Source organism: Alteromonas infernus (assembly GCF_902705815.1).
This window is the reverse complement of sequence record NZ_CACSIG010000007.1, coordinates 83,246-90,569: the sequence shown is the minus strand read 5'-3', so window position 1 is coordinate 90,569 and position 7,324 is coordinate 83,246. Positions and strand designations below refer to the sequence as shown.

Here is a 7,324-nt window from a genome sequence, read left to right as displayed (position 1 = left end):
TACCAATGTACTGCTGAACAAATAATGTTCAAAGATCAACAGCCTCTAGTTACAGTCTCACCAATGATGCCTATATGACCATTTTGGAAGTTGCTTTTACGCTAGGGTCTTCAACCTGCAAACTTCGTTTGATAACGGTTTTACATGCAATATGTAATTAAAAGATGTTATCTGTAATGAATATGTAAATGAAATTTTGGCAATTAATATCCTTTAAAGATCTACAGTCTTAGGCAACAGAAATATATAGAATTAAGAAGCGTAGAATGTATACTGGTGTTTCTGTCACTTACAGTCAGCAATGTTGTTTTGTGGCCACAGCGCCGACTAAAACCAACGGCTTGTTTGTCTCATATTTGATGCTAGGGAATGGCTTTGCACAACAAAAAACGCTTTTCAGCAATTTCACTCTTTTCAAAATTTGCATCTGTCGGTGTACTGAATACAGCTATACATTGGTTGTCATTTTTTGCATTAACCTATCTTGGGTATGATCAAGCTCTTTCGAATCTTATTGCTTTCTCTGTCGCAGTAACATTTTCTTTCTTCGCGAACAGCAAGTTCACTTTCAATTCAAAAGTTTCTGTAAATCGCTATCTTATATTTACCGCTTTTATGGGCGCTTTAGCATTCTTGTTTGGCTTTTTGGCTGATGCCTGGAAACTACATGAGGTAGTTACTCTAGTCCTGTTCTCTGGAACAAGTCTGGTTGTTGGCTTTTTGTTTTCTAGATATATCGTTTTTAAAGAGGTTTAAGTAAACCCATGGACAAAATTTCGCTAGTTGTTCCCGTTTTCAATGAAGAAGAAGTTATAGATATTTTTTATGAAAAAGTTAGGGCAGAGCTAAGTCAATACCAAGTTCAGATAGTCTTTATAGATGATGGCAGTTCTGACAAAACACTTGAAATCATTTCTCGAATAGCTGCTAGTGATGAAAATGTGAAAGCACTTTCCTTTATAAAAAACTTTGGGAAAGAACCCGCGCTATTTGCCGGTTTAGAGCACAGTGATGGTGACGCCGTTATTCCCATCGATGTGGACCTGCAAGATCCAATTGAAGTTGTTCACGAGTTGATTGCTAAGTGGCGAGAGGGCTATGAAATGGTGCTCGCTAAACGTGCCAATCGAGATTCAGATACTTACCTAAAACGTAAAACAGCACAGTGGTTTTATTCTTTTCATAACAAAATTAGCAATACAAAAATAGAAGAAAACGTTGGTGATTTTAGGCTTTTGGATAAGAAAATCGTTCAAAGTATTATTCAACTTGAAGAGCGCAATCTCTTTATGAAAGCTATTTTATCTTGGTGTGGCGGCAAAACCGCGATTGTAGAATACACCCGCGACGAACGTGCAGCTGGTACGACAAAGTTCAATGGCTGGAAGTTATGGAATCTGGCTTTAGAGGGGATCACAGGTTTCTCAACGGTACCTCTTAGAATGTGGACTTATATAGGGTTTATGATTTCATCAATCTCGTTCGTATACGGTTTATTGATGATTGTTGAAAAGCTTGTATGGGGAAATGCCGTCCCTGGTTATCCCTCTTTAATGGTATCGGTATTATTCCTTGGTGGGGTTCAGCTCATAGGTATAGGTGTATTAGGTGAGTACATAGGTCGCATTTATGTTGAAACCAAACGGCGACCTAGGTATATCCTTAACAATACTAGTAGCGACAAGGATGTTAAATAATGCTGACTATATTTGAAAAAATTGATGAAAAGTACCTAATTTTATTCTTATTGGCAGTTTCATTCATCGTAAGGCTACTGGGAGCTGACTCTTTCTCTCTATGGTTTGATGAAGCATTGAATTTTCGTATTGTAAGCAATCCTTGGAATGTACTGTGGATCTCTAATTATGATCCTACGCCACCACTGTACTATTCAATACTCAAAGTTTTCATTAGCCCAAATACATCTGAGCTAACTATTCGATTACCTAGCATAATTTTTGGTACACTCACTGTTTTTATATTTTATAAAATATGTAGATTGTTTTTCACAAAAGCTGACTCATTCCTTGCCGCCATTCTATTCTCTTTTTCAGTTCACCAAGTAGAATATTCTCAAGAGGCAAGAGCTTACGCTACCCAACTTTTTTTCGCGATAACAGCTTTATACTATTTGTTGACGATCGTATTAAAAACTCCAATTAGTAAGAAAGCATACTATTTTTATGGCGTTTTTACGTTGTGTGCGCTGTATACGCATAACATTTCGGTATTTTATGTCGTTTCTTATAATATGATCTTCTTTATTCATGTAATAAAAGACCGAGAGTACAAGAAAATTAAGCCATGGATGATAACAAACAGTATTGTTTTTGCCCTTTGGCTTCCTTGGCCTTTAGTAACGGTTTTGTCGGGAGAGGGGAATACATTTAATTGGTTGAAGCATATATCTTTCGGTCAATTTATTTTTTCGTCTGCAAAATCTATTAAGATATCAGCAGATCCAGATTCAGTAAAACCATGGGACATTCTTTTTATTGCAGCGATGGTGTATGGTTTATGGCACTGTGTTAAAAGTAAGCAACGCAATCTACTTCTTGTTCTTTTTTCGATGGCTTTCGCACTACTATTCTGCGTTTGGACAGTAGGTTTTTATAAGCCTATATTTATGAGTAGAACAATTGTAGGGTCTACCCTCATAGCTTATTTATTGATTGCCTGCTTTCTTTCTGGTACCCACAAAAAGTTAAAAATAGCTTCTTTTGGTGTATTGTCTGTCTTTCATTTACTGGCGTATTCTAATTTTTACCTAGAAAGGTACTCTGAGAATGAACAATGGAAACAAGCAGTTTCTAAGCTGGAGTTAGTAGGGGCTGACAAGTTATTAGTTTGTACACAATCGCCATCTTGGGTTCTAAGTTATTATAATAATTCAGGATTAGAAATTTATTTCTATAAAGAGTCGGCTAATGGATTTTATGAGACTGAGGCGACTATGCTAAAAAAAATAGAAAGTAAAGAAAGCGATGCTTTCCAAGATTTAAAACGTAAAACGTTTCAGCCTGATGAAACTTTGTATTTCATTGATAGCCACTGCTCTAAAAAAACGCGGGCGAAGTTTAACAATATGTTTGTGTTGTCGGAAGTTGATACCGAAAACCATCGTCGAATTAAAATTTATTCTGCGAGGATGCAGTAAATTTAGCTTAAGGCGACTAAAATATCTACAGGGGAAAAAGGAATTTAAATTACAAGACAAGTCTGTGGAGTACTTAGGTGCTGTGAAAGACATTTTATTATTCTTAGTCGCTTGATTATCTCCTTGAAGCATTTGCTTATCGCTAGCTTATGATGGTTTAGAGTTGGCCTCTACCCCAGAAACAACGCCATGACATTCATGATATTTTTAATAAATTGATGACAATGGAGATCCTAAAATGAAGAAATGTTAAAGGAAAGAACAAGTCATCATGATTATCAAGCGTAAACGTCCGCTAATCCCACCTAGCGCTTAGCAAAGTGCCATGGTAGTAGTTGCTCGATGTTCGGCGCTGGCTTGCTGAACTCATCAAGGCAAGACATCACATACTCGAACACATTGAGGTCATTGGCTTTAGCGGTTTCGATAATACTGTAGAGCACCGCACTGGCGTTTGCACCTGTGGCAGTTTGGCTAAACAGCCAATTTTTTCGGCCTATCACGAACGGTTTAATCGCGCGCTCAGCGCGATTGTTATCGATATTCAGCAATCCATCGAGTGTGTAGCGTGCTAGCTTTTCCCATTGGTTCAAGCAGTATTGTACCGCTTCACCTAATTTGGTTTTCGGTAGCACTTGGTGTACTGATTTCTCTAGCCATGTATGGAGCTGGTTGAGTAACGGCAGGCTCTTTTCTTGTCTGGTAAGGTAGCGCACCTCCACCGTTTTATCTTTAAGCTGCGTTTCTATGCGGTAGAGCTTTTGGATGTGATTCAGAGCCCAATCCGCTTTGCCACTGCCTTTTTTACCTGCGCCTTTTTTGGCTTCCATGAACTTACGACGTGCATGTGCCCAGCAACCAATGAGTGTAGCTTGCGTTTGCTCGTAACCTTGATAGCCATCCACTTGTAGATAGCCGCTATAGCCTTGCAGGAAGTCTACTGCGCATTGCCCTGCGCGACTATTGTGATAATCGTACAACACGATATTGGATGTCGCTGTATCGGGGATATGACCGCTAGGTGAATCAGCACCACTGGCATACAACCACATATAGCTGTTCGCTTTTTCAGACTCGACCACTTTCAGCGTGGTTTCATCCGCCGCGATAACGGGTTGTTGCAGCAGGTGTTTATCTAGTTGGTCATAAAGCGGTTTAAACAACTCAGCGCAGCGGACTATCCAATCCGCCATGGTTTTACGGCTTAATTCGATACCGTGCTGTTTGAACATCGCTTCTTGTCGATAAAGCGGTAACCCATACTGATATTTGCTGGTGATGATTTGACTTAACAAGCTTGGCGTTGCGTAGCCTTTTGGGATAACGCTGTGAGGTACGGGCGCTTGTTTAATCGTGTTGCTGATACCGTCCTTTTCACAGGTACGGCACGCGTATTTAGGGCGAACATGCTCAATCACTTTGACCTGAGCTGGGATAAACTGAAGCTTCTCTGACTTATCTTCACCAATGCGATGTAATTCGCCCGCACAACAGCCACAGATTTTTTCTTCATCGCTAATATCGTGAACGATAACTTCACGAGGCAGGTCTTTAGGTAGCGGGTTACGTGTGGGCTTTTTACGGGTATAGCTAATCGTTTCTTCGGCTGTTTCAGCTTCAACAACCAGTTCTTCCGCTTCGTTAAACAACTCACCTTGCCCAGGGTGGCCTTCGGTGCTTTTTCCAAACTGCTTATGCTGGGCAACGCGGAACTGTTCTTCTAAATAGGCAATCCGCGCGCGCTTCTCTTCAAGAAGCGCTTCAAGTTCAGCGATGCGGGATTGGTATTCTTTCTCGTTCATACCACTATTATCCCGTATTAAGCTGCTGATTACCTTACATTATTAAGACTATTTCGTGATCGTTAATCGCTACTTATGATCATAGGTTATAAGCCGGATGCGTTGTAGTGCAACGGCTGATGGCCTATGACATCGTAGCCCGATAACAGCCATTGTAGCTGTTGTTCACTCATATGCATCTGTTTTAAGTTCGCATCGACAGGCCACTTAAAGCGATACTTCTCGAGGCGTTTATACCAGAGAGCGAAGCCCGTTTTATCCCAATAGAGTATTTTGACCTTATCGCGCTTTTTGTTGCAGAAGACGAACAGTGCATCGCGAAACGGATTCAGGTTCATATCCTGCTCAACAACGACAATTAAGCCATTTATCGATTTGCGGAAATCGACGATATCCATGTAAAGGTAAATGTCGGCAGGCTCTACGAACATCTTCATTCGGACAATGCCTTCATCACGGTAGCAATCCAGTGAGGGTTAATATTGATTGGCACGCTAAGTTGAGCATTTCCAAGTTGCAGGAGAAGTTCGCCACCCATTGCTTCGGTGTAGGATTCAACCTTCGTGACTTCACGTTTCACCTGAACAAACTTGTTGCTTGTTCGCTGTAACCGAATATCACGACGCCTGGTGTAGTAAGTTTGAACATTAATCTGCTGTTGGCGACAAAACGCCACTGCGGTGGGCCCGCTTTGCTTTTGCTGCTCGAATAAGTTGAGCCAGTCTTGCACTTCTCTTCGCTGATATTGCATGGTCATTCTCCTTAACAAAAAGAGAACACCATGCCGTAGCTAACTTATGAATTGAACGTGGGGAGTAAGCGTCCGATAATTCCACCTAGCGCTTAGCAAACTGCCATGGTAGCAGTTGCTCGATGTCGACGTCGGGCTTGCTGAGTTCATCAAGGCAAGTCATCACATACTCGAATACGTTCAGGTCGTTGGCTTTAGCCGTTTCGATGATGCTGTAGAGAACAGCGCTGGCGTTGGCGCCCGTGGCCGTTTGGCTAAACAGCCAGTTTTTTCTACCTATGACGAACGGCTTTATCCCGCGCTCAGCGCGATTATTATCGATACTCAATAACCCGCCGAGTGTATAGCGTTCCAGCTTTTTCCATTGGTTTAAGCAGTATTGTATCGCTTCGCCCAACTTGGTTTTGGGTAACACTTGTTGAGCCGATTTCATTAGCCACATATGAAGCTGGCTCAGTAACGGCACACTTTTTTCTTGTCTTGTAATATATCGCACCTCTACCGTTTTATCTTTTAGCTGGGTTTCTAGGCGGTAGAGTTTTTGGATGTGATTGAGTGCCCAATCCGCTTTGCCACTACCTTTTTTACCTGCGCCTTTCTTCGCTTCCATGAACTTACGACGTGCATGTGCCCAACAGCCGATGAGTGTGGCTTGCGTTTGCTCGTAGCCTTGATAACCATCCACTTGTAAGTAACCGTTGTAACCACGAAGGAAGTCTACCGCGCATTGCCCTGCGCGACTATTGTGATAATCGTACAGCACGATATTAAGTATCGCTGTATCAGGTATATTACCCGCAGATGAGTCAGCACCACTGGCGTACAGCCACATATAGCTATTCGCTTTCTCAGATGAAACCACTTTCAACGTGGTTTCATCCGCCGCAATTACCGACTGTTGCAGCAGGTGTTGTTGAAGTTGGTCATAAAGGGGTTTAAACAACTCAGCGCAACGGACTATCCAATCAGCCATGGTTTGACGGCTTAGTTCGATACCATGCTGCTTAAACATTGCTTCTTGGCGATAAAGCGGTAACCCATACTGATATTTGCTGGTAATGACTTGCGCTAACAAGCTTGGGGTGGCATAACCTTTAGGGATAACGCTGTGAGGCACAGGCGCTTGTTTAACCGTGTTGCTGATGCCGTCTTTCTCACAAGTACGACATGCATATTTGGGGCGAACATGCTCAATTATTTTTACCTGAGCAGGGATAAACTGAAGCTTCTCTGACTTATCTTCACCAATGCGATGTAGCTTACCCGAACAACAGCCACAGATTTTTTCTTCGTTGCTAATATCGTGAACGATAACATCACGAGGCAGGTCTTTAGGTAGCGGTTTACGTGTGGGCTTTTTTCGGGTGTAACTAATCGTTTCTTCGGCTGTTTCAGCTTCAGCAACCAGTTCTTCCGGTTCATTAAACAACTCACCTTGCCCAAGATGGCCTTCGGTGCTTTTACCGAACTGCTTGTGCTGAGCAATACGAAACTGCTCTTCAAGATATTGATAGCGCGACATAACCTGCGACAACATTTTTTTCAATATCGCAGGGTCGTCAGGTAAGTTTTCGATATCAATATTCATGACGTTATTATCATGCAATAAGCCAC

7 protein-coding genes are annotated in these 7,324 nt (G+C 41.7%); 3 read left to right on the top strand and 4 right to left on the bottom strand.

Going from position 1 to position 7,324, the window contains the following annotated elements:
• Nucleotides 1-375 precede the first annotated feature (375 nt).
• The 3 genes from ACX5J7_RS01865 to ACX5J7_RS01855 are packed head-to-tail and all read left to right on the top strand — an operon-like array spanning nt 376 to nt 3,157.
• Nucleotides 376-756, top strand: coding sequence for a GtrA family protein (locus tag ACX5J7_RS01865; RefSeq protein WP_498705904.1), 381 nt, complete (start codon nt 376-378; stop codon nt 754-756).
• Between the two features lie 8 nt (nt 757-764).
• A complete protein-coding gene (locus tag ACX5J7_RS01860; protein WP_498705902.1) occupies nt 765-1,697 on the top strand; it encodes a glycosyltransferase family 2 protein in 933 nt (310 codons plus the stop codon).
• Nucleotides 1,697-3,157, top strand: coding sequence for a glycosyltransferase family 39 protein (locus ACX5J7_RS01855; RefSeq protein WP_498705900.1), 1,461 nt, complete (start codon nt 1,697-1,699; stop codon nt 3,155-3,157). The genes ACX5J7_RS01860 and ACX5J7_RS01855 overlap by 1 nt, the downstream gene beginning before the upstream one ends.
• 305 nt (nt 3,158-3,462) lie before the next feature.
• Here ACX5J7_RS01855 and tnpC (ACX5J7_RS01850) read toward each other — a convergent pair whose 3' ends face one another.
• From tnpC (ACX5J7_RS01850) to tnpC (ACX5J7_RS01835), 4 genes are all read right to left on the bottom strand, one after another.
• Nucleotides 3,463-4,959: an IS66 family transposase gene (gene tnpC / locus ACX5J7_RS01850; protein WP_498705898.1), complete on the bottom strand. Its 1,497-nt coding sequence runs from the start codon at nt 4,957-4,959 to the stop codon at nt 3,463-3,465.
• Between the two features lie 86 nt (nt 4,960-5,045).
• Nucleotides 5,046-5,396, bottom strand: a complete 351-nt coding sequence (gene tnpB, locus ACX5J7_RS01845) for an IS66 family insertion sequence element accessory protein TnpB (protein WP_498705897.1) — start codon at nt 5,394-5,396, stop codon at nt 5,046-5,048.
• Nucleotides 5,393-5,710, bottom strand: coding sequence for an IS66 family insertion sequence element accessory protein TnpA (gene tnpA / locus ACX5J7_RS01840; protein ID WP_498705896.1), 318 nt, complete (start codon nt 5,708-5,710; stop codon nt 5,393-5,395). Before tnpA ends, tnpB begins: the two co-directional genes overlap by 4 nt.
• Before the next feature lie 85 nt (nt 5,711-5,795).
• Nucleotides 5,796-7,298 carry an IS66 family transposase gene (gene tnpC / locus ACX5J7_RS01835; RefSeq protein ID WP_498705894.1) on the bottom strand — a complete coding sequence of 501 codons (1,503 nt, stop codon included), beginning with the start codon at nt 7,296-7,298 and terminating at the stop codon, nt 5,796-5,798.
• Between the last annotated feature and the right edge of the window lie 26 nt (nt 7,299-7,324).

Excerpts from the sequence above, each read along its gene's own strand:
- tnpC (WP_498705898.1), bottom strand. The coding sequence starts at position 4,959 with ATGAACGAGAAAGAATACCAATCCCGCATCGCTGAACTTGAAGCGCTT.
- tnpC (WP_498705894.1), bottom strand. The coding sequence starts at position 7,298 with ATGAATATTGATATCGAAAACTTACCTGACGACCCTGCGATATTGAAA.
- ACX5J7_RS01855 (WP_498705900.1), top strand. The coding sequence starts at position 1,697 with ATGCTGACTATATTTGAAAAAATTGATGAAAAGTACCTAATTTTATTC.
- ACX5J7_RS01860 (WP_498705902.1), top strand. The coding sequence starts at position 765 with ATGGACAAAATTTCGCTAGTTGTTCCCGTTTTCAATGAAGAAGAAGTT.
- tnpA (WP_498705896.1), bottom strand. The coding sequence starts at position 5,710 with ATGCAATATCAGCGAAGAGAAGTGCAAGACTGGCTCAACTTATTCGAG.
- tnpB (WP_498705897.1), bottom strand. The coding sequence starts at position 5,396 with ATGAAGATGTTCGTAGAGCCTGCCGACATTTACCTTTACATGGATATC.